Origin of the sequence: Mycobacterium sp. ITM-2016-00316, assembly GCF_002968335.2 — a bacterium.
In the GTDB taxonomy this organism is placed as follows: Bacteria; Actinomycetota; Actinomycetes; order Mycobacteriales; family Mycobacteriaceae; genus Mycobacterium.
The window spans coordinates 4612576-4632104 of the sequence record NZ_CP134398.1; the positions used below are offsets into that span (position 1 = coordinate 4612576).

Annotated in this window: 21 protein-coding genes; 13 read left to right on the forward strand and 8 right to left on the reverse strand. The window is 67.6% G+C overall.

The window, feature by feature from the left end:
• Positions 1 to 132: 132 nt before the first annotated feature.
• Genes C6A86_RS22125 through purT form a run of 3 tightly spaced genes read left to right on the forward strand, consistent with a single transcriptional unit; the run spans position 133 to position 3587 of the window.
• Entirely contained in the window at positions 133 to 1116 is a 984-nt protein-coding gene (locus C6A86_RS22125; RefSeq protein ID WP_199196039.1) for an SGNH/GDSL hydrolase family protein, read from the forward strand.
• Positions 1117 to 1162: 46 nt separating this feature from the next.
• Positions 1163 to 2380 carry an acetyl-CoA C-acetyltransferase gene (locus tag C6A86_RS22130; RefSeq protein WP_311100866.1) on the forward strand — a complete coding sequence of 406 codons (1218 nt, stop codon included), beginning with the start codon at positions 1163 to 1165 and terminating at the stop codon, positions 2378 to 2380.
• 4 nt (positions 2381 to 2384) lie between these two features.
• Positions 2385 to 3587: a formate-dependent phosphoribosylglycinamide formyltransferase gene (purT, locus tag C6A86_RS22135; protein WP_105361485.1), complete on the forward strand. Its 1203-nt coding sequence runs from the start codon at positions 2385 to 2387 to the stop codon at positions 3585 to 3587.
• A 136-nt stretch (positions 3588 to 3723) separates the two neighbouring features.
• Here purT and C6A86_RS22140 read toward each other — a convergent pair whose 3' ends face one another.
• On the reverse strand, positions 3724 to 4572 hold the full coding sequence (locus C6A86_RS22140; RefSeq protein WP_105361484.1) for a Bax inhibitor-1/YccA family protein: 849 nt from the start codon (positions 4570 to 4572) through the stop codon (positions 3724 to 3726).
• A 183-nt stretch (positions 4573 to 4755) separates the two neighbouring features.
• Between C6A86_RS22140 and C6A86_RS22145 the strand changes: the two genes are divergently transcribed.
• From C6A86_RS22145 to C6A86_RS22155, 3 genes are read left to right on the forward strand one after another with little or no spacing between them, the layout of a single operon-like run.
• Positions 4756 to 5790 (forward strand): enoyl-CoA hydratase/isomerase family protein, encoded by a 1035-nt coding sequence (locus C6A86_RS22145; protein ID WP_311100867.1) that lies wholly within the window; start codon positions 4756 to 4758, stop codon positions 5788 to 5790.
• An 11-nt stretch (positions 5791 to 5801) separates the two neighbouring features.
• Entirely contained in the window at positions 5802 to 6575 is a 774-nt protein-coding gene (locus C6A86_RS22150) for an enoyl-CoA hydratase (RefSeq protein WP_105363200.1), read from the forward strand.
• Between the two features lie 9 nt (positions 6576 to 6584).
• On the forward strand, positions 6585 to 8267 hold the full coding sequence (locus tag C6A86_RS22155; RefSeq protein ID WP_105363199.1) for an alpha/beta-hydrolase family protein: 1683 nt from the start codon (positions 6585 to 6587) through the stop codon (positions 8265 to 8267).
• On the opposite strand, the gene C6A86_RS22160 is transcribed toward C6A86_RS22155, so the two are convergent.
• Entirely contained in the window at positions 8250 to 8627 is a 378-nt protein-coding gene (locus C6A86_RS22160; protein WP_105363198.1) for a rhodanese-like domain-containing protein, read from the reverse strand. The genes C6A86_RS22155 and C6A86_RS22160 overlap by 18 nt on opposite strands.
• Positions 8628 to 8631: 4 nt before the next feature.
• Positions 8632 to 9228 (reverse strand): cysteine dioxygenase, encoded by a 597-nt coding sequence (locus C6A86_RS22165; protein WP_105363197.1) that lies wholly within the window; start codon positions 9226 to 9228, stop codon positions 8632 to 8634.
• Positions 9229 to 9342: 114 nt separating this feature from the next.
• Between C6A86_RS22165 and lpqV the strand changes: the two genes are divergently transcribed.
• Positions 9343 to 9762 carry a lipoprotein LpqV gene (lpqV, locus tag C6A86_RS22170; protein WP_105363196.1) on the forward strand — a complete coding sequence of 140 codons (420 nt, stop codon included), beginning with the start codon at positions 9343 to 9345 and terminating at the stop codon, positions 9760 to 9762.
• 72 nt (positions 9763 to 9834) lie between these two features.
• A complete protein-coding gene (locus tag C6A86_RS22175) occupies positions 9835 to 10797 on the forward strand; it encodes a patatin-like phospholipase family protein (RefSeq protein ID WP_105363195.1) in 963 nt (320 codons plus the stop codon).
• A 3-nt stretch (positions 10798 to 10800) separates the two neighbouring features.
• Here C6A86_RS22175 and C6A86_RS22180 read toward each other — a convergent pair whose 3' ends face one another.
• Together C6A86_RS22180 and C6A86_RS22185 are read right to left on the reverse strand one after the other, a co-directional pair.
• Entirely contained in the window at positions 10801 to 11649 is an 849-nt protein-coding gene (locus C6A86_RS22180) for a patatin-like phospholipase family protein (RefSeq protein ID WP_105363194.1), read from the reverse strand.
• Between the two features lie 3 nt (positions 11650 to 11652).
• Complete coding sequence (locus tag C6A86_RS22185) at positions 11653 to 12126, reverse strand: SRPBCC family protein (protein ID WP_105363203.1); 474 nt, start codon at positions 12124 to 12126, stop codon at positions 11653 to 11655.
• Between the two features lie 27 nt (positions 12127 to 12153).
• Here C6A86_RS22185 and C6A86_RS22190 point away from each other — a divergent pair, with 27 nt between their 5' ends.
• Positions 12154 to 13206, forward strand: a complete 1053-nt coding sequence (locus C6A86_RS22190; RefSeq protein ID WP_105363193.1) for a zinc-binding dehydrogenase — start codon at positions 12154 to 12156, stop codon at positions 13204 to 13206.
• Here C6A86_RS22190 and C6A86_RS22195 read toward each other — a convergent pair whose 3' ends face one another.
• The gene (locus tag C6A86_RS22195) at positions 13207 to 14256 is read right to left on the reverse strand and encodes a dihydrodipicolinate reductase (RefSeq protein WP_105363192.1); all 1050 of its coding nucleotides are present in this window, start codon (positions 14254 to 14256) and stop codon (positions 13207 to 13209) included.
• An 83-nt stretch (positions 14257 to 14339) separates the two neighbouring features.
• Between C6A86_RS22195 and C6A86_RS22200 the strand changes: the two genes are divergently transcribed.
• From C6A86_RS22200 to C6A86_RS22215, 4 genes are all read left to right on the forward strand, one after another.
• Entirely contained in the window at positions 14340 to 15467 is a 1128-nt protein-coding gene (locus tag C6A86_RS22200) for a BTAD domain-containing putative transcriptional regulator (RefSeq protein WP_105363191.1), read from the forward strand.
• Positions 15468 to 15537: 70 nt separating this feature from the next.
• Positions 15538 to 17163, forward strand: coding sequence for a serine/threonine-protein kinase (locus C6A86_RS22205; RefSeq protein ID WP_105363190.1), 1626 nt, complete (start codon positions 15538 to 15540; stop codon positions 17161 to 17163).
• A gap of 90 nt (positions 17164 to 17253) precedes the next feature.
• Positions 17254 to 17589, forward strand: a complete 336-nt coding sequence (locus C6A86_RS22210) for a DUF732 domain-containing protein (RefSeq protein WP_158263263.1) — start codon at positions 17254 to 17256, stop codon at positions 17587 to 17589.
• 44 nt (positions 17590 to 17633) lie between these two features.
• The gene (locus tag C6A86_RS22215) at positions 17634 to 18824 is read left to right on the forward strand and encodes a lipid-transfer protein (protein WP_105363188.1); all 1191 of its coding nucleotides are present in this window, start codon (positions 17634 to 17636) and stop codon (positions 18822 to 18824) included.
• Here the strand turns inward: C6A86_RS22215 and C6A86_RS22220 are convergent.
• Together C6A86_RS22220 and C6A86_RS22225 are read right to left on the reverse strand one after the other, a co-directional pair.
• Positions 18821 to 19153, reverse strand: coding sequence for a hypothetical protein (locus C6A86_RS22220; RefSeq protein WP_105363187.1), 333 nt, complete (start codon positions 19151 to 19153; stop codon positions 18821 to 18823). The genes C6A86_RS22215 and C6A86_RS22220 overlap by 4 nt on opposite strands.
• On the reverse strand, positions 19150 to 19521 hold the full coding sequence (locus C6A86_RS22225) for a hypothetical protein (protein WP_105363186.1): 372 nt from the start codon (positions 19519 to 19521) through the stop codon (positions 19150 to 19152). The genes C6A86_RS22220 and C6A86_RS22225 overlap by 4 nt, the downstream gene beginning before the upstream one ends.
• Between the last annotated feature and the right edge of the window lie 8 nt (positions 19522 to 19529).

Consider the following 19529-nt stretch of genomic DNA (forward strand, 5'->3'; position numbering starts at 1 on the left):
CTGATAATTTACTTAGCCAACCGGGGTAACTTAGCTTGCGCCTGCGTCAACAGGTTCAACAATCAAAGAATCCGTTTGGTTCCGGACTTGATACCCCACCGTGACCGCGCCTAGCCGCCCGCAACACTGACAATGCGGAAATCGGCTCCTAATATCGTTTCCGTGGGCAGTCGCGGATCGACCATCGCCCTGGCGGCCGCCGCCTTGGCCTCGACGGGTTCGGCCTATGTCGGGGCCCGCAACCTACTGAGCGGCCAGGCCGACCAAGCTCGCCAGGTCATACCCAAATCCTGGGACGTCCCACCCCGCGCCGATGGCGTGTACGTCGCCGGCGGCGGCCCGGTGCAGCGCTGGACCCGCGATGTCCCGTTCGATCTGCACCTGATGATCTTCGGCGACTCGACCGCCACCGGATACGGCAGTTCCTGCGCCGACGAGGTGCCTGGGGTGCTGCTGGCCCGCGGTCTCGCCGAAGAATCCGGCCAACGGATCCGGTTGAGCACCAAGGCCATCGTCGGCGCGACCTCCAAGGGACTGTCGGGTCAGATCGACGCGATGTTCGTCGCCGGCCCTCCGCCGGATGCCGCGGTGATCATGATCGGGGCCAATGACATCACCAAACCCAATGGGACCTGGCCCTCGGCGCGCCGGGTCGGCCGGGCCGTGCAGCGCCTGCGAGCGGCGGGCGCGGTGGTGGTCGTCGGGACCTGCCCCGACTTCGGCGTCATCAAGGCGATCCCGCAGCCGCTGCGCTGGGTGACGCGCAGCCAGGGACTGCGGCTGGCGCGTGCCCAGGCGGCCGAGGTGCGGGCGGCCGGCGGAGTGCCGGTGCCCTTCTCCGACCTGCTGGCACCGGACTTCTACAAGGCGCCCGAGGTGCTGTTCTCGCAGGACATGTTCCACCCGTCGGGTGCGGGCTATCGGCTTGCTGCCCAGCAGCTGCTGCCCGCGTTGTGTAATGCGCTGGGCGACTTCGTATCTGACGTCCCGATGGAGGCGGCGCTGGAATCGCGCACCGATGAGGGTGGCTCGTTGCTGACCCGGATCGGCAACGTGACCCGGCTCTGGCGTCGCACAACCGGGGTCCCCGCACCCATCGTGGTGACCGCGAGCTAGGTTTTGTGCAACACGTTCTAGATGTATTGAGTCCCGAGGAGCCGTCATGCCCGAAGCCGTCATCGTCGCCACCGCCCGCTCCCCCATCGGACGCGCCGTCAAGGGATCGCTGGCCACCATGCGTCCCGACGACCTGGCCGCCCAGATGGTGCGTGCGGTGTTGGACAAGGTGCCCTCGCTGGATCCCCGCGATATCGACGACCTGATGATGGGCTGCGCGCAGCCCGCCGGTGAGGCCGGCTACAACATCGCCCGCGCCGTGGCCGTCGAACTCGGCTACGACTTTCTGCCCGGCACCACAGTCAACCGGTACTGCTCGTCGTCGCTGCAGACCACTCGGATGGCCTTTCACGCCATCAAGGCCGGCGAGGGTGACGTGTTCATCTCCGCCGGTGTCGAGACGGTGTCGCGCTTCGGCGTCGGCGCCGCCGACGGAGCGCCCAACAGCAAGAACGCCCTGTTCGAGGAGGCCCAGGCGCGCACCGTCACGCAGGCCGAGGGCGACATCCCCTGGCATGACCCGCGCGAGGACGGTCTCATCCCCGACGTCTACATCGCCATGGGCCAGACCGCCGAGAACGTCGCCACCTACACCGGCATCAGCCGCGAAGACCAGGACCACTGGGGCGTGCGGTCGCAGAACCGGGCCGAGGAAGCCATCAAGAGCGGGTTCTTCGAGCGCGAGATCTCGCCGGTGACGCTGCCCGACGGCACCGTCGTGTCCACCGATGACGGCCCGCGCGCGGGCACCTCCTACGAGAAGATCAGCCAGCTCAAGCCGGTGTTCCGCCCGAATGGCACGATCACCGCCGGTAACGCGTGTCCGCTGAACGACGGCGCGGCCGCCGTCGTCATCATGAGCGACACCAAGGCCAAGGAGCTGGGCTTGACCCCGCTGGCGCGCATCGTCTCCACCGGCGTGTCCGGGCTGTCCCCGGAGATCATGGGCCTGGGCCCGATCGAAGCCATCAAGAAGGCACTGGCCAAGGCCGGCAAGACCATCTCCGATATCGACCTGGTCGAGATCAACGAGGCCTTCGCCGTTCAGGTGATCGGCTCCGCGCGTGAGCTCGGCATCGACGAGGACAAGCTGAACGTCTCCGGTGGCGCGATCGCGCTGGGGCACCCCTTCGGTATGACCGGTGCCCGCATCACCGCGACGCTGCTGAACAACCTGGCCACCCACGACAAGACCTTCGGCATCGAGTCGATGTGTGTCGGCGGCGGCCAGGGCATGGCGATGGTCGTGGAGCGGCTCTCCTGACCCGATGACCACCCTCGGAACCCCTCTGTCGCCGCACGCCACCCGGGTGATGCTGCTCGGCTCCGGTGAACTCGGCCGTGAGGTCCTGATCGCGCTGCAGCGCCTGGGCGTGGAGACCATCGCGGTGGACCGGTACCCGGACGCACCGGGGCATCAGGTCGCGCACCACGCGCGCACCATCGCGATGACCGATCCGGAGGCGTTGCGGGCGCTGATCGAGGCCGAGAAGCCCGATCTGGTGGTGCCCGAGATCGAGGCGATCGCGACGCCGGTGCTGGAGGCCCTCGAGGACGCCGGTGCGGTCCGGGTGATCCCGACCGCGCGGGCGGCCCGCCTGACCATGGACCGGGAGGGCATCCGGCGCTTGGCGGCCGAAACACTCGGTGTGTCCACCAGCCCGTATCGCTTCTGCGATTCGCTGTCGGAGTTGCAGGAAGCCATCGATGGCGGCATCGGCTATCCGTGTGTGGTGAAGCCGGTGATGAGCAGTTCGGGCAAGGGCCAATCCAAGATCGACGGACCCGACGATGTCGCGGCTGCCTGGGAGTACGCGATGTCGGGCAGCCGGGTGAGCAATACCCGGATCATCGTCGAGGGGTTCATCGACTTCGACTACGAGATCACGCTGCTGACGGTGCGGAGTGTCGGCGCGTCCGCCGCAATAGAAACACAGTTCTGCGAGCCGATCGGGCACAAGCAGGTCAGCGGCGACTACGTGGAGAGCTGGCAACCGCATCCGATGTCGGACACCGCACTGCAGCGCGCCCAGCAGATCGCCGGCAAGGTGACCGAGAATCTGGGCGGGCAGGGCATTTTCGGTGTCGAGCTGTTCGTCAAGGGCGACCAGGTGTGGTTCAGCGAGGTCAGCCCGCGGCCGCATGACACCGGCATGGTGACGATGGTGACGCAGTGGCAGAACGAGTTCGAGCTGCATGCGCGGGCGATCCTCGGCCTGCCGGTCGACACCACGCTGAAGTCACCGGGTGCCAGCGCGGTGATCTACGGCGGGGTCGACGCCGAGGGTGTCGTCTTCGACGGGGTCGAGGCCGCGCTGGCTGTGCCGCACACCGATATTCGGCTGTTCGGAAAGCCGGAGAGCTTCGTGAAGCGCCGGATGGGTGTGGCGCTGGCCTACGACGCCGATGTGGACGTGGCCCGCGCCAATGCCGTCGAGGCGGCGAGCCGGGTATCGCCCCGGGTGCCCTAGCTGCGCGCCGTTGGCTTGACTTTGCGTCCACGGCGCAAAAGTGCGGGTGGGCCGCGCCACCACCGCAGAGTCAAGACCATATCCGCGCATGAAAAAGGGCGCCCACGTGGTGGACGCCCTTTCTCTCGCCGACGTACTAGTCGTTGTTGAAGTAGCTCAGCAGGCGCAGGATCTCCAGGTACAGCCACACCAGGGTGACCGTCAGCCCGAGGGCGACGCCCCAGGCGGCCTTCTCCGGAGCACCGGCGCGGATCATCTGGTCAGCCGAGTCGAAGTCGATCAGGAACATGAACGCCGCAAGACCGATGCAGACCAGCGAGAAGATGATCGCCAGCGGGCCGCCGCTGCGCAGGCCGAAGCCCTCGCCGCCGCCGACACCGAAGAGCGCCAGCACCATGTTGAGCAGTGCGATGGCCACGACGCCGAAGAGCGCCGCCACCATCATCCGGGTGAACTTGGGGGTGACCCGGATGGCTCCGGTCCGGTAGACCACCAGCATGCCGACGAAGACGCCGACGGTGCCGAAGATGGCCTGCGCGATCATCCCCGGGCCACCGGTCGAGACCAGGTTCGCGAAGAGGAACGAGGCGGCACCGAGGAACACGCCCTCCAACGCCGCGTAGCTCAGCACGATGGCCGGGTTGTCCTGCTTGCGACCGAAGGTCGCGATCATGATCAGCGCGAAGCCACCGAGACCGCCGACGAGCACGAACGGCATCATCAGGCCGGGGCTCATGGACACCATGAAGTAGGACAGAACGCCGAGAGCCGTCACCACCGCGAGGGTGATGCCCGTCTTCGTGACGACGTCGTCGATGGTCATCGGCCGGGAAACGCCGGCCTGCTGCTGATCCGGGTACTGCGTCGCGTAGGGCTCCGCCTGCACCTGCTGCGCACCGAAGCTTGCGGCTCCGGTACCGAACTGCGCGTATCCGCCCTGCCCCTTGGGCAGTGATCGGAATACCGGGTTGCTGCTTTCGCGCACCGTAGGTCCTCTCCTGAGTACTGGTGGTTCGATTGACGAACACACGTTCAACGATCAACGGTCCGATCAGGTTCCCATGCCCAGCCGGTCACGACTGAGAATGTTCTCAGGAAACGTCCAGGTTGATCGGTGCAAACCCTACCCGTCGTGTGTCACACGGAGGCTACGAACTAGATTGCAAACGTGGCAGAAAACGAGGACATCCTAGTAAGTGTCCGCAACGGTGTCGGGGTCGTCACACTGAACCGTCCGAAGGCGATCAACTCGCTCAACGACGTGATGGTCGACGGTCTGCAGAAGGCCCTGACGACCTGGGAGAACGACGCCTCGGTGCGCTCGGTGCTCCTCACCGGCGCGGGCGAGCGCGGCCTGTGCGCCGGCGGAGACGTCGTCGCGCTCTATCACAGCGCCAAGGGCGACGGCTCCTACGCACGCAAGTTCTGGTGGGACGAGTACCGGCTCAACGCCCACATCGGCCGCTACCGGAAGCCCTACATCGCACTGATGGACGGCATCGTCATGGGTGGCGGCGTCGGCGTCGCGGCGCACGGCAACGTCCGGGTGGTCACCGACAAGACGAAGATGGGCATGCCCGAGGTCGGCATCGGCTTCATCCCCGATGTCGGCGGTACCTACCTGCTCTCGCGCACCCCTGGCCTGCTCGGCGTGCACGCCGCGTTGACCGGAGCCCCGTTCTCCGGTGCGGACGCCATCGCCCTCGGCTTCGCCGACCACTTCGTCCCGCACGAGCGGCTTGCCGACTTCGCCGAGGCCGTCGTCGCCGACGGACACGAGGACGCGTTGAACTCCTACGCCGAGGAGCCGCCGGCCAGCGAGCTGCTCGCGCAGCGCGAGTGGATCGACACCTGCTATGCCAGGGACACCGTCGCCGACATCGTCGACGACCTGCGCCGCCAGGAAACCGAAGCGGCCGACGCCGCCGCCCACCTGATCGGCACCCGCTCACCCATCGCGCTGTCCGTCACGCTCACCGCGGTGCGCCGCGCGGCCCACCTGCACTCCCTGGAAGAGGTTCTGCAGCAGGAGTTCCGGGTGTCGGTCGCCTCGGCGAAGTCGCACGATTTCGTCGAGGGTATCCGCGCGCAGTTGGTCGACAAGGACCGCAACCCCCAGTGGTCGCCGGCCACGCTCGAACTCGTCGACGAAGCCGCCATCGACGCCTATTTCGCCTCCGCCCATCCCGATCTGACGTTCTGAGGAGTGCCGCCATGAGCTACGAGACCATTCTGGTGACCCGCGACGGCCGGGTGGCCACAATCACGCTGAACCGGCCCAAGGCGCTCAACGCGCTCAACAGCCAGGTGATGCACGAGGTCACCGCTGCCGCAGCAGAACTCGACGCCGACCCCGGCATCGGCGCCATCATCCTGACCGGCAGCGAGAAGGCGTTCGCCGCCGGCGCCGATATCAAGGAGATGGCCGACCTGTCCTTCGCGGATGTGTACAGCCAGGATTTCTTCGCGCACTGGGGCACGTTCGCCGCCACCCGCACCCCCACCATCGCCGCGGTCGCCGGGTACGCCCTCGGCGGCGGATGCGAGCTGGCGATGATGTGCGATCTGCTGATCGCCGCGGACACCGCGAAATTCGGCCAGCCCGAGATCAAACTGGGCGTGCTGCCCGGTATGGGTGGCAGCCAGCGACTGACCCGAGCCATCGGTAAGGCCAAGGCGATGGACCTGATTCTCACCGGCCGCACCATCGACGCCGCCGAGGCCGAGCGCAGCGGCCTGGTCTCCCGGGTGGTCCCGGCGGACACCCTGCTCGACGAGGCGAACGCCACCGCCGCAACGATCGCCGGGATGTCGCTGTCGGCGGCGCGGATGGCCAAGGAGGCCGTCAACCGCGCCTTCGAGTCGACGCTGGCCGAGGGGCTGCTCTACGAGCGGCGGATCTTCCACTCGGCCTTCGCGACCGAGGACCAGAAGGAAGGCATGGCCGCGTTCACCGAGAAGCGCGCGGCGAACTTCACCCATCGCTAAAGTCGAGCGGTGAATGTCGCCGCCGCTGAACCGGAAGCCACCGAAGCGCCCGCCAGACGCGATTGGTGGACCAGGCATTACACCTTCACCGGCACCGCTGTCGGTTTGGTGTTCATCTGGCTGTCGCTGACCCCGTCGCTGCTGCCGCGCGGGCCGCTGTTCCAGGGGCTGGTGAGCGGCGCGGCCGGCGGTATCGGCTACGGCCTCGGGGTTTTCGGCGTCTGGCTGTTCCGGTACATGCTGTCGCGGGAGGCCACCCCGGCGCCGCCGAAGTGGGCCTGGCTGGTCCTGCTCGTGGTCGGCGTCATCGGGCAGATCGCGGCGATCGTCTACTTCCACGTCTGGCAGGACGATATCCGCGATCTGATGGGGGTTCCCAGGCTGGCCTTCTGGGACCATCCGTTGACCGCGGTGCTGGCCATCGTGTTCCTGTTCGTGTTCGTCGAGATCGGCCAGCTGGTAGGCAGATTGGTCCGGTACCTGGTGCGCCAGCTGGAACGGGTCGCACCCCCGAGGGTGTCCGGTGTGATCGCGGTGGCGCTGGTCCTCGCACTCACGATCGCCTTGCTCAACGGCATCGTGGTCCGTTTCGCGATGAGCACCATCAACAGCACGTTCGAGAACGTCAACAACGAGGATGATCCCGACAATCCCGCTCCCACAACCGCTTTGCGTTCCGGCGGGCCGCAGTCTCTGGTGAGCTGGGAGTCGCTGGGGCATCAGGGCCGCAACTTCGTGGCCGGCGGACCGTCGGTGGCCGAGCTCACCGAATTCAACGGCTCCCCCGCCACCGAACCGATCCGTGCCTATGCCGGGTTGAACTCCGCCGACGGCATCAAGGCCACCGCCGCGCTGGCCGCCCGGGAGCTCCAGCGCACCGGCGGGCTCGAACGCGATGTGATCGCCGTCGCCACCACCACGGGTACCGGCTGGATCAACGAGGCCGAGGCCTCCTCGCTGGAGTACATGTACAACGGCGATACCGCGATCGTCTCGATGCAGTATTCGTTCCTGCCCAGCTGGATCTCCTTCCTGGTCGACCAGGAGAACGCCCGGCAGGCCGGTCAGGCGTTGTTCGAGGCGGTCGACGCCCTGGTGCGTGAACTGCCCGAGGCCGGTCGCCCGAAGCTGGTGGTGTTCGGCGAGAGTCTGGGCTCGTTCGGCGGCGAGACACCGTTCCTGGCGTTGAACAATCTCATCGCGCGCACCGACGGGGCGCTGTTCTCCGGGCCCACGTTCAAGAACACGATCTGGACGAACCTGACGATCAACCGCGATGAGGGTTCCCCGCAGTGGCTGCCCATATTCGACAAGGGCGAGAACGTCCGGTTCTCGGCCGTCGCTTCGAAAGATCTCGGCCGCCCGGACGATCCGTGGGGACAACCGCGGGTGGTGTATCTGCAACACGCCTCGGATCCGATCGCGTGGTGGAACCCCGATCTGCTGTTCGCCAAACCGGATTGGCTGCGCGAGCCGCGCGGGTACGACGTGTCACCGCGGATGGAGTGGATCCCGGTGGTGACTTTTCTGCAGGTGTCCGCCGACATGGCGGTCGCCGTCGACGTCCCCGACGGACACGGTCACGTCTACGTGCGCGATGTCGCCAATGCGTGGGCGGCGATCCTGCAGCCCCCGGGCTGGACGCCGGAGAAGACCGAGCGGCTGCGCCCGACGCTACGTTCCGACGAGTGAGGCAGCTTTGAGTGCGTGATAGCCGCCGATGACATCGGTGGCCTTGCGCAGACCGAGGTCCTGCAGGGCGGCGGCGGCGAGGCTGGACGTGTAGCCCTCCGAGCACAGCACGATCCATTCGACGTCATCGTCGATGGCCTCGGGGATGCGGGCGTCGCTGGTGGGATCGCAGCGCCACTCCAGATGATTGCGTTCGATCACCAGTGCGCCCGGGACGTCGCCTTCGGCGGCCCGCTGCCATCCCGGCCGGATGTCGACCAGCAGCGCCCCGCGTTGCACCGCGGCAGGTACGTCGACTGCCTCGATCCGCTGCAACCGGGCGCGGGCGGCGTCGAGCACCGCGTCGATACGACTGGGCATACGACTATCCCTCCGGAGCGTCGGTGAGCTCGGTACGGCTGCGACGCAATGCGTTCCGCTCGGTCACACCGTAGTAGGACATGGCCGTCAGCGGCGGCGAGTAGGCGTGCACGCTGAGCGTCACCGGGGCCGGGGTGGGCAGTGCCGATCCCACGGTCGCTACGCTCTCCCCCGCAAGCGGGAGGTGCCCCCAGCCCGCCGGGGCCGCCCACACCACATCGTGCACCCAGCCCAGCGGGAACCCCGCCTGATCACCGGCCCTCAACTTGCGGCTGCGCAGACCGTGACCGTCCCAGCGGGTTTCCTGCAACGCACCGGAGACCACTGTCAGCGCGCCCAGCGAGCCGCCATGGTCGTGCAGTTCGGTCGACTTGTCCGGCACCCAGCTGATCAACCAGATGTCGAGCTCGTCATCGCCGTAGAGCCGGTTGTACCAACGCTCGTCGGTGGGCAGCCGGGCACCGGCGAGCAGTCGGTCGTAGCGTCCGGACAGCACGTCGTCGGCGCAGCGGTCGGTGGCCTGCAACAGATCGGGTACGCGGAGCCGGGTCGGCGCCGAGACGGCGGGCGAAAGGGTGGGGGCCAGCAGTGGGGCAACCATAGGGGAACTCCAGAAAACGAAAACGGACGGGTGGTCGGCGCTCACGCAGCCCGACAACAGCCCCGAATCGTGGTCCCGTCCGTCATGGCCGCGAGTGTTGCATAGATTGGCGGTATGCGCCGCCACCCGATCCTCGTGACCGCAGCCGCCGCAGCCCTCCTGAGCGGGTGCTCGCCGAGCACCGAGGAGCCGGCCGGCGACACCTCCGCACCGAGCCCCACGACCTCGGAGGCCGCGCCGTCGCCGGAGGCGCAGGTGCCCGACGGCGCCGTCCAGGTGTCACCGGGCGGTGTCACGACGGGTGTCGGCGCCCCGGCCGATGCCACCGAATCCGGCTATGGCCAGGCCTGTCTTGCCGCTCGGGCCTGGTTCGACGCACAGAACGGCACGGTCGAGGCCTACCTGCAGACGGTGCAGACCCCCGGCGCGCCCGGTCCGGGCAGCTTCAACATGGCGTGGTCCGAGCTGACACCGGGGCAGCAGGCCGCGGTCATCATGGCCGCCAATGCCGCCGCCAACGAGGAGTGCGGCTGACATTCGAATCACGGCGAGCCGAACCGCCACAGTGATGTCGATGGCCGCCGGCGGGTGCACCACAATGGAGCCATGCGAATTGCGCTGGCGCTGGGCAGCGGAGGTGCGCGCGGCTACGCGCACATTGGGGTCATCAACGAACTGACCGAGCGTGGCTACGACATCGTCGGCGTCGCTGGGTCCTCGATGGGCGCCCTTGTCGGCGGATTGCACGCCGCCGGCAAACTCGACGAATTCGCGCAGTGGGCGGGGTCATTGACACAACGGGCGGTGTTGCGCTTGCTGGATCCGTCGTTGACGTCGCCGGGGGTGTTGCGGGCCGAGAAGATCCTCGACGCGGTGCGCGACATCCTCGGCGATGTCACCATCGAATCGCTGCCCATCCCGTACACGTCGGTAGCCACCGACCTGATTGCCGGGAAGTCGGTGTGGCTGCAGCGCGGTCCGCTCGATGACGCGATCCGGGCGTCGATCGCGATCCCGGGCATCTTCACACCGCACGTGCTCGACGGACGGCTGTTGGCTGACGGCGGCATCCTGGATCCGCTGCCGATGGCGCCGCTCTCGGCGGTCAACGCCGACATGACCATCGCGGTGAGCCTGTCCGGGGGCGATCCGGCGGTTCGGCTGAGCGAACCCGAACCCCGGGTGACCACCGAGTGGTTGGGCCGGATGTGGCGTAGCACAACGGCTCTGCTGGACACGTCCACGGCGCAGCGGGTGATGGACAGCCCGGCCGCCAAGTCGGTGCTCAGCCGGTTCAGCAGCTCCCTGGAAGACGGAGCCGACACCGCCGAGGCGTTGAGTGACAGCGGGATCCCGGAGCTACCCCGGCTGGGCAGCTTCGAGATCATGAATCGCACCATCGATATCGCCCAGTCGGCGCTGGCCCGGCACACGCTGGCCACCTACCCACCCGATCTGCTGATCGAGGTGCCGCGCAACGCCTGCCGCAGCCTGGAGTACCACCGCGCCGAGGAGGTCATCGAGATCGGCCAGGAGTTGGCCGCGGCCGCCCTGGACGCGCTGGGCTAGCTGCTAGCCGGCCAGAAACGCCCCGACGGCGGTGGCCACCCGACGGCCCTGCGCACGTCCGGCGATCGCGGCCGGCCGGCGGCACCGCGGATCCAGCGGGTTGTTCCCGAACGCGACAAGCGCATCGTCATCGGCGAACACCGTGAACGTCGCGCCGGGAAAGGCGGCGATCTCGGCTCCGGCACCGTCGCCGAACGGGGACGGTGCGTTCGCACCGGCGGGCACCAGCACCACCGCCGCGGCGCAGTCGGCGGCGACGGTCATGTTGACCGCGCTGCCCACGCCGCCGTCCATGAAATTGCGGGCCCCGATGGTGACCGTCGGCCAGGCGCCGGGCACCGCGCAACTGGCGGCGACGGCGTCGACCAGCGCGACGCCGGAATTGCGGGTGAAGACCACCAGTTCACCTGTCGCGGTGTCGATGGCGGTGATACGCAGATCCCGGTGCGGCCAGTCGTGCGATGGCAACCGGTGCGCGATGACCTCGCGGCGGACCTGCTCGGGGACGGTGTCGGCGGCCAGCGCGATGCCGCCGATGCGACGCAACCGCTCCAGGGTGCTGCCGGCCTCGCCCAGCGCGCTGACAAATACCTCGGTGAGGTCGTCGATGGTGACCCCGGAGTCGATCTCGTGGGATTCTTCGGCGATCTGGCGCGCGTACAGCTCGGCCAGGGATGTGCCACTGCCGAGCTGGGCCGACACTGCCGATCCGGCCGAGGTACCCAGCAGCACATCGGAATTCAGCAGCGCGTCGGCGGTCTGCGGTGACTCGTCGGCGATCCCGGTCAGTACACCTGTCTCCCAAGCGATACCCGCCAGCCCGCCACCGGCGAGGATCAGCGCGCGTGCCACCGGTCAGCGCACCAGCTGATCCGACAGTGCCTCCAGCGACTGCCGGGCGTAGCCCTTCCACAACCGGCCGAACACCGGCAGCGCCACCGCCGTCAGCGCCGAGCGCGGATGGATGGTCCACCGCCAGGTCAGTTTGGTGCCGGTGCCGATCGGGTCGAAGATCCACATCCCTTCGACGTGCCCGACCAGCGGCGCCAGCGGGCCCGTCACCTGGGTGAGCGTGTACCCGAACGACCGCGGCGCATCGTAGGAGGTCAGCTCCTCCCGCATGCTGCCGCCACCGGTGAGCACCACGGTGCGGCTCTGCCCGACGGCATCCCAGTCCCCGGTCTGATCGCGGGTGTCCTTGATCGGCGGGATCGGCCCGTACCAGCGACGGAACAGCTGGGGCAGCGGCATCGGCACCATGCCCGCGAACAGGTCCGCGGGCGCGAGCGGAATCGCCCGTGATTGCTCGACCACCAGAGGTTGCGCCATGATGGCCATACTAGCGACGGGAGCAAGATGAGTACCCAGACTCAGACGATGCGCGCCCAACGGTTCTACACTGATACGAAAACCATTGTGGTCGAGGATGTTCCGATTCCGAAGCCGGGTCCGGGGGAAGTCCTGGTGAAGGTGGCGTTCTGCGGTATCTGCCACTCGGACCTCAGCCTCATCAACGGCACCTTCCCGTCCCAGCTGCCGGTGGTCACCCAGGGCCACGAGGCATCCGGCACCATCGCTGAACTCGGCCCCGGTGTGACGGGCTGGGCCGAGGGCGACCGGGTGGTGGTGGCTGCCGGCCGGCCGTGTCAAAGCTGCCCCAACTGCGCCCGCGGAGACTTCGGCAACTGCCTGCGGATCCGGCTGATGGCCTTCGCCTATGACGGCGCCTGGGCGCAGTACACCGTCGCGCAGGCCTTCGGGCTGACCCGGGTGCCCGACAATGTGCCGCTGGAACAGGCGGCGATCCTGGCCGACGCGGTATCGACACCGTACGGCGCCGTGGTGCGCACCGGGAAGGTGGGCATCGGCGAGTCGGTGGGTGTGTGGGGTGTCGGCGGGGTCGGGACCCACATCGTGCAGTTGGCGCGACTGGTCGGGGCGGCGCCCATCATCGCCGTCGATATCAAACCGGCCGTGCTGGACCGGGCACTCGCGCTGGGCGCGGACTACGCCTTTGACGCCCGCGATGAGGCCCTGGGCGAGAAGATCGCCGCACTCACCGGGGGCCGCGGCCTCGACATCGCCTTCGACGCAGTCGGTCTCGGTTCCACTTTCGACCAGGCGCTGGCCAGTCTGACGATGGGCGGGCGGCTGGTGGGGGTGGGCATGAGCGCCGACGCACCGAGCATCGGGCCGACCTCGTTGTTCAACCTGACCCGCAAACAGGTTTTGGGCCATCTGGGCTACCAGAATGCCGACATCGCGACGCTGGCCAACCTGCTGTCACTGGGACGCCTCGACGTCAGCCGGTCCATCAGCGAGATCGTGTCGCTGGAAGATGTGGCCGCCGGCATCGAGAAGCTGGAGCGCGCCGACGGCGACCCGATCCGGATTCTGGTACAGCCCTGACTATCTCAGCTCGGGTGCGGCCTTTGCGCTGAACAGCGGCAGATCCAGGTAGGTCGCGACCCCGGGCGGTGCGGCACACACCGCCGGTATGGAGTTGACACAGTGCGCGGCGGTCGCCACGACGCCAGGCTCAGGACCGTCCTCCCCGACCTCACCCTGGAAACCCTTGATGGAGACCGTGAAATCGGGGTTGCCGCGCACTTCCATCTCGTAGCGCTGCCCTTCGGGCCCGAAATCCCATGCCGGAGCCAGGTTCTCCTCGCCCATCAGCCAGTTGACCGTCACCCGCACCACCACCTGGTCGCCGACCACGGCTTCCCAGTGAAACTTGCGGGCCGCGACCTGCCCGGGTTCGATGACCCCGATCGGGGAATCGATCGGCGCCGTGGCCACGGCGATCTCTTGGCGAGCAACGATTTTCGGGTCGGCGTTGAATCCGAATTCGTCGACGCACATCCGCACGGCTTGGATGAATCCGCCGTCGAGCAGCTTCTGCATGGGGCCGGACAGCGCCTTGTCGGGGGTGTCGCCGAACCCCATGACATGGCGCACCACATCGGGTGCGTCATAAGTGCGCAGGTCGGAGAATTCCTCGGCCCGCACAAAGGTCACGCCGGTGGACATCACCGAGAACAGCAGCGGGAACTTCTCACTGATGCCGCCGGGGGCGATCCCGGTGCCGTGCAGCGTCGCGCCACCGGAGAGACCGGCCGCCCGCAGCGGTGCGGCCTGTTTCTCGCTCGGATAGACCCAGCCGACCGGGGTGACGACGTTCTTTCCCGACCGCAGTAGCGCGGCCACCTCGTCGGCGTTGGGCATCAGCGGCGCATAGATGACGGCGTCCGCGTCCAGTGCCAGGATCTCCTCCACACTGCTGGTCGCGGTGATCCCGAGCGGTTCGCCACCGATGAGTTCGCCCACGTCACGTCCGTGCTTGGCCTGCGAATGCACCCAACAACCGATCAGTTCCAGGTCAGGGTGCTCAAGCACACCCTTGATGGCGGCGACGCCGACACCACCCGTGGCCCACTGCACAACCCGCAATGCCATAACCCGCCCTTCCACACAAAACTAGAACACGTTCTACCACTTTGCGGGCACGGTTCGCGGGGATCCGGGCACAATAGTGAGTCATGAGCGGCGTCGACTTCGGGGTGCTCGGCCCGCTGCAGCTCAGCGTGAACGGATCGCCGGTAGCGCTGGGTACGCCGAAGCAACGCGCGGTGCTGGCCATGCTGGTGATGAGCCGCAACCGCCCGATCAGCAGTGACGCACTGGTCGGCGCGGCCTGGGAACAGTTCCCACCGCCGGAGCCCAAGGCCAGCCTGCATTCCTACATCTCCAACCTGCGCAAGCTGATCAGCGGCGGCGGTTCGGACGGCCGGATGATCCTGGCCAGCGCGCCGCCGGGTTACCGGCTGACCGTCACCGACGACGGATGCGACCTCGGACGTTTCGTGGCGGCCAAGAACGCCGGCGTGCAGGCTGCCGCGGCCAGCCAGTTCGAGCAGGCCAGCACTCACCTGTCCGAGGCGCTGGCGCAGTGGCGCGGACCGGTGCTCGATGACCTCCGCGATTTCGAGTTCGTCGGCCCGTTCGCCACCGCGCTCATCGAGGACAAGGTTGTCGCTCACACCGCGCACGCCGAGGCCGAAATCGCCTGCAACCGAGGCCATGCCGTGATCGGAACACTGGAATCACTGGTGGCCGAGCACCCCTACCGTGAACCGCTGTGGACACAGCTGATCACCGCGTACTACGTCAGCGAGCGGCAATCCGACGCACTGGACGCCTATCAGCGGCTGCGCAGCACGCTGGCCGAGGATCTCGGTATCGACCCGGGCCCCACGGTGCGCGCGCTGTCCGAACGTATCCTGCGCCAGGAACCCATCAACACCCGCCGGGCCGCCCGCACCACGGCCGTGCACAAGATCGACATCGACATCCGCACCGCGACCGGCGCGCAGTCCGCACCCGCGCAGATGCGGGCTGCCTCCGGGCGGGTGTATCCGCTGCTGTCGGCCGCGACGCGGATCGGCCGGCTGCCCGACAACGACATCGTGCTCGACGACCTCAGCGTCAGCCGCCACCACGCGGTCATCATCGACACCGGCACCAGCTACGTCATCACCGACCTACGATCGGCCAACGGCGTCGAGGTGGCCGGGCACCGCATCCGTGGTACCGCCACGCTCACCAGCGGCGACCGTGTGCGGGTGTGCGACCACGAGTTCGTGTTCGAGATTGCGCCGGCCCGCTGAGCTTCCCCTGTGGGCGCTGCGCCGAACCGTTAATGTGATGGGCCGACACACTCCAGGAGAAGCAGGGGAAATGACCGGGCCGACGTCGCGTGAGGGTACCGATTTCGGCCGTTATCGACTGCGCCGACTCATCGGGCGCGGCGGCATGGGCGAAGTCTATGAAGCCGAGGACACCGAGAAGGACCGTATCGTCGCGCTGAAACTGCTGCCCGAAGGTGTGTCCCACGACCCGGTGTTCCGCAAACGGCTACAGCGCGAAGCACATTCGGCGGGCCGGCTGCAGGAACCGCATGTGGTGCCGATCCATGACTACGGCGAGATCGACGGCGTGCTCTACGTCGACATGCGGATGATCAACGGGGCCGATCTGCGCAAGATCCTGAAGAGCTACGGTCCGATGACGCCGGCCCGCGCGGTCGCCATCGTGCGCCAGATCGCCTCGGCGCTGGACGCCGCGCACGAGAGCGGCATCATGCACCGCGACGTCAAACCGGAGAACATCCTGATCACCCGGGATGACTTCGCCTATCTGGTGGACTTCGGCATCGCCAACGCCGCCAGCGATGAGAAGCTGACCGAATTGGGCACCGCGGTAGGCACTTACGCGTACATGGCACCGGAGCGGTTCACCAGCGACCAGGTGACCTACCGCGCCGACGTGTACGCGCTGACCTGTGTACTGCACGAATGCCTGACCGGATCGCAGCCCTATCCCGGCGACAGCGTCAGCATGGTGATCACCGCGCATCTGATGCAGCCGATCCCGGCCCCGAGCCAGGCTCGGCCCGGTATCCCGGCCGCGTTCGACCGCGTCGTCTCCCGCGGGATGGCCAAGAAACCCGCCGACCGGTTCGCCAGCGCCGGAGATCTGGCCGCGGCGGCCACCGATGCCCTGAGCGTGCGTGACCAGGACCAGGCGGCACACATCGTGCAACGCGGTGAAGACGCCAACCGCCCCGGTCAGCGGTTCGGCGGGCCACCCCCGCCACCGCCGTACGGGGCAACACCCCCACCAGGCTCCACTCCTGCCCCGTTCTACGCCGCACCGCCACCGAACTGGCACACCCCGCCACCCGGCCGCCCGCCGCAGCCCAAGAAGACGACGCCGTGGTTGCCCATCGCGGCCGCCGCCGGTGTGCTGGTCCTGGTACTGGGCGCGGTGGGCGTCTACTTCATGGTGAAACCCGAGGACACCAAGGCCGCCCCGTCCACCACAACCTCGGCGGCCACCACCGCCGCCGAGCGGACCACCCGCACCCGGGCCCCCGACCCGGGGACCTTGCAGGATCGTCTGTTCGGCATGCTGCCGCAGGGGTATGACCCGGGCGTGTGCCAGCCGGTCGATCCGCCGGTGCCCGGTGCGCTGGCGACCGTGGACTGCGGGCCGTCGAGCATGCCGGGCGGTCCCGTCGCCTCGCGGTACTCGACGTTCCCCGACCAAGGCGCCCTGCGGGCCAACTTCGACGAGGCGATCGGCGAGACCGCCGAGCTGATGCCGTGCCCGAACAGCACCATGGACTCCCCCACCACCTGGCACTACACCGACACCCCGCAGAAGGCCGAGGGCTCCATCGCCTGCGGCACCTACAACGACAGCCCGGACCTCACCTGGACCAAGAACGACGGTCTGCTGCTCGGCAACGCCCAGGGCCCGAGCCTCGACGAGTTGCATCAATGGTGGCTGGCCTACGGCTGAGGCCGCACCCCAAGAATTCATCAAGAACGTCGTTGGACGCTGATGTCACCCCCGGATCACGCCGGGGCTCAGACATCCAGGGGAGAAACGATGTTCGCTGTTCAGCGCCTGATCCAGTCCGCAGGCCTCGCACTGGTGGCCGGTTTGTCCGGCCTCGCCACCGCCGGCACCGCGAGCGCCATCACCTCCGCCGATGATGCGGCGTTCCTGGCCGATATCCGCTACGAGGGCATCTCCTACGAGTCCGCGGTCCAGGTCATCTCGAACGCTCATGAGGTGTGCGCCGAGCTGGACTCCGGGGTCCAGGCCACCGATATCGGCCTGGACATCCTGGAATACACCGACCTGAACACCCGGCAGGCCGCGGCGTTCATCGTCATGTCGATCGGCTACTACTGCCCGCAGCACACCGGCGCATTCGCTTGACGGTTATGTTGAGGCCCAACGCAACGGAGCGAAAGGGGCCACAGATGGCCAATCGGGTGTTTGTCGTCGGTGTCGGGATGACCAAGTTCGAGAAGCCGGGCCGGCGCGAGGGCTGGGACTACCCCCAGATGGCCAACGAGTCGGGCACGAAGGCACTCGCCGACGCCGGGATCGACTACAGCCAGGTCCAGCAGGGCTACGTCGGATACTGTTCCGGAGATTCCACCTCGGGCCAGCGCGCGCTGTACGAACTCGGCATGACGGGTATCCCGATCGTCAACGTCAACAACAACTGCTCCACCGGGTCGACCGCGCTCTACCTTGCCGCACAGTCGATCCGGGGTGGACTTGCCGACTGCGTGATCGCACTGGGCTTCGAGAAGATGCAGCCCGGCTCGCTCGGCGGTGGCGCCGACGACCGCGAGTCACCACTGGGCAGGCATGTGAAGGCGCTGGCCGAGATCGACGAGTTCGCCTTCCCGGTGGCGCCGTGGATGTTCGGTGCGGCCGGCCGCGAACACATGAAGAAGTACGGAAGCACTGCTGAACATTTTGCAAAAATCGGCTACAAGAACCACAAGCATTCGGTCAACAACCCGTACGCCCAGTTCCAGGACGAGTACACCCTCGACGACATCCTGGGCGCCAAGATGATCTCCGACCCGCTGACCAAACTGCAGTGTTCCCCGACCTCGGACGGTTCCGGTGCCGCGATCGTGGTGAGCGAGGACTTCGTGGCCAAACACGGACTTGCCGAGCAGGCCGTCGAGATCGTCGGTCAGGCGATGACCACAGACTTCGCCTCCACCTTCGACGGCAGCGCCGCCAACATCATCGGCTATGACATGAACGTCCAAGCCGCGCAGCAGGTCTACTCGCAGTCCGGGCTCGGACCGGAGGACTTCCAGGTCATCGAGCTGCACGACTGCTTCTCCGCCAACGAGCTGCTGCTGTACGAGGCGCTGGGCCTGTGCGGCCCCGGTGAGGCGCCGAAGTTGATCGACGACAACGACACCACCTACGGCGGCCGCTGGGTGGTCAACCCGTCCGGCGGGCTGATCTCCAAGGGGCATCCGCTCGGCGCGACCGGCCTGGCACAGTGTGCGGAGCTGACCTGGCAGCTGCGCGGCACCGCCGACAAGCGTCAGGTCGACAATGTCAGTGCCGCCCTGCAGCACAACATCGGACTCGGTGGCGCGGCCGTCGTGACGGCCTACCAACGCGCCGAGCGCTAGGGTTTGCCGCGGCTCGGCGTCTGCTGGGCGACGCCGTGCCGCAACGGTGAGGTGGCCTGGGCCGCCGTCGACTCCTGGACCGGAGATCCGCCCTGTCCGCCCACGACCCGCGGTGCGTTGGCCGGATTTCCCTGCGACGGCGTGGCGCCGGATTCGAGTTCGCGCTGCCGGGCTTCCAGTACCTCGAGCACCGGCACCCTCGCGGCGTGGCCTGCTTCGTGGGTCAGGACAGCGGTCAGTTGCTCCAGGTCGAGAGCCCGGACCCGGTGACGCAGGTCGCCGAGTGAGATCTGGTCATAGTCCGGGATCGGTAGGTCGGAATCGGTCATGGCTCATCGCTCCTTCTCGTCACATCGTCGATTACCGGGAACAGTGATTCGCCGTCTTCGGGGACACCGTCGATCTGGCCGTGGTGCACGCCGGGTGGGCCACTGGCGACATCGGAGCCCTCGACAACCTCCGGAACGATGTCGGGTTCTTCCTCGGCGAGGCGATGGTCCAGGGTGTCGCCCTCACGCTGTTCGTCGGTCGACATGCCGAACTTGTCGGCACCGCTCCAATCCTCGGGCGGGTCGACCACCTCGTCACCGTCGGCGTTGCGCACGTCGTCGGAGTCGGTGGCCTCCATGGGGCTCAACAGATCGTCGGCACCGCCGAGATCGTTGGCGGACGTGGTGTCGATATTTTCGGTACCCATCCCACCAG